Genomic DNA, 2,478 nt, shown 5'->3' with positions numbered 1-2,478 from the left:
AGACCTTCTCTGACTGGATCAGACATGCATTAGAGGAAGAGCTAGAGCGGAGTTGGGAGATCGAGATGAACGGAACAGGTGTGCCAGAAGCATACACGCCGGCCGCGGGCTGACGCCAGCCCGCGGCCTTGGGCAAGCTCCTGGTGAGCAACAGCATTCACCTAGAACAGCGTATCTCAGCCTTCTTACTTCACTTCTCCTCATTCGTAGATTCTATTTCCTGTTCACTCAGTTACTACACCAGCATTCACTCCGTTCGTCCATGACTCAGCACAGTTCACGAAGCGACGTTCGGGAAGTACCGATATTCCAGCCTATGACGGCATTGAAGCTCGGAGTTTCAGTGGGGAGCAGTTGTGGATCTGGGAGAGCGATAGCCCAGTGACCTACCTTGGTGCTGGTGAGAACGAAACTCTCTACACGAAGTCAGGAACATCACTATACGCGATTGACACTGACGAAGGGACTACTCGGTGGGAGACACGGTCTTCTATAGAACTTTCTACACACCCTGCTGTGATAGATAATCTCCTCATTTTGGGGCAGGAAGACGGCCAAGTTCCGGCAATAGATACAGAGACGCAAGAGGAAGTATGGAATAGAAATCTGAATAATGGGATTTCGACGCCAATTACAATGGGAGAGTCTACAATCTACGCATCTGGGTGGTCATATCCACTGCACGCGATTAATCCTGAAAACGGCGAGAGTAAATGGGAGTTTGACCCAGAATATCAACCACTCTCACCAGCTCTTGAGGTAGAGGATACAGTCTACGTCGGGAGTGACACAGGAACGTTATTCGCTAGGTCTGTAGCTGATGGCACTCCTCAGTGGTCATACGAGACAGAGTCGTCAATTTGGGCACCACCTGCCATCAATGGTGAAGGTATCTATGTCGCATCCGAATCTGGGTCAATAATCTGCTTAACTACTCTTCAGTAGCATATTCTAATTCAACCTCAGGTTTGACAACTTTAATACAGACGATCTTGGTGTCTGATTTCTACGGAGCTTATTGTCCAACTTTTCTCGGTTATTGGACACATTCCCAATTTAGAGTTTATCTAAATCGGTCGGAATTGAGACCGTAAGAATGACATTCGGAGCTATCCAGCTCCCATCAAAATTACAAGTATTTTGTTCGGTAACGTGGCTTCAGATGTAGTCTTGCCTCTACTCTCCCACTGGACGGAACACTCAAGCGTCACCTTTGATATGAACATGTATGAACCGAGCGATCCTTGTGGTCTTCGTGACGCTCCTCGTCGTTCTCGCAGGATGTGCGGGCGGCACCGAAGGAACCGAGGACGCGATCGACGACTCTCAGTCGGTTGGAGATGCCCTCGACGTCGTCGATATGAACGTTGCGGACGTATCGCCCGATGAGGAGTACATCGTACTCGAGAACACCGCCAATAAACCCGTCGACATGTCCGGATTTGAACTCCGAGACCGGGAGGGTGGACAGGTCGATGGCGGCCTCTCTCCGTTTTCGTTTCCAAGTGAGTTCGTCCTCGAACCCGAAGAGACAGTGACCATAACGACTGGTGAAGGTGACTCGACGGACAACGAGCTGCACTGGGGATACAACGTGAACATCTGGCGAGGCAATGGCGACGTGGTTCGGCTCGTCGACACCAATGGCCAGGTCGTACTCGAGCACGCCTACGGCGATTTTGATCTCGATAAGTCGGACGGCGATGTAGAGGATGACAACGACGACGAGAACGATGACGTCAGCGAGGGACCTGTTGACGGTGAACTCGAGATACACCACATCGATGTTGGGCAAGGCGATTCGACCCTCATCATCACGCCAGCCAATGAGACGATCCTGATCGATACTGGTGACTGGCGACAGGACGGTAGTGAGGTTATCGCCTATCTTGAGGCCCACGGGATCGATCGGATTGACCATCTCGTTGCGACACACGCCGATGCCGATCACATTGGCGGTCATGCCGCTGTGATCGAGCACTTCGAGACGATTGGTGAGGGCGTCGGGGCCGCATACGATTCGGGCGTCCCATCGGATTCAGCGACCTATGGGAACTACTTAGATGCCGTTGACGAGTACGGCGTTGATCTTCTCATCGTCGAAAGTGGTGATGAACTGCCGGTCGAGGGCGATGTCTCTGCCCAAGTAATGAATCCACCTTCTGAGGATGCTGGGATCGATGTTAACGACAACAGTGTAGTGCTGGTGTTCGAGTTCGGTAACTTCCAGTATTTAGCGCCCGGCGATGTCGATACTGGTGTCGAACAACGACTGATCGATGAGTGGGGAAGCGATCTTGAGGGCGACGTGTACAAAGCCGGTCACCACGGGTCATCAACCTCCTCGAGTGAGGCCTTGATAGATACGGTAAATCCGGAGACGGCCATCATCTCGAGTGCCTACGACTCACAGTACGGGCACCCGAACGATGAAGTGCTCGAACGGTTTGCCGAGCGAAATATCGAAACGTACTGGAC

At 52.0% G+C, this 2,478-nt stretch carries 2 protein-coding genes; both read left to right on the top strand.

What is annotated here, in order from left to right:
* Positions 1–354: 354 nt before the first annotated feature.
* Complete coding sequence (locus tag BW940_RS20685; protein WP_076611030.1) at positions 355–945, top strand: outer membrane protein assembly factor BamB family protein; 591 nt, start codon at positions 355–357, stop codon at positions 943–945.
* A gap of 283 nt (positions 946–1,228) precedes the next feature.
* Positions 1,229–2,478, top strand: a 1,250-nt coding sequence (locus tag BW940_RS20680) for a lamin tail domain-containing protein (protein ID WP_076611029.1), incomplete at its 3' end; no start/stop codon positions are given.

Source organism: Natronorubrum thiooxidans, assembly GCF_900156475.1.
Classification (GTDB): Archaea; Halobacteriota; Halobacteria; order Halobacteriales; family Natrialbaceae; genus Natronorubrum; species Natronorubrum thiooxidans.
Note: the sequence above shows the minus strand (reverse complement) of the source record. Positions and strands in the feature narration are given on the sequence as shown.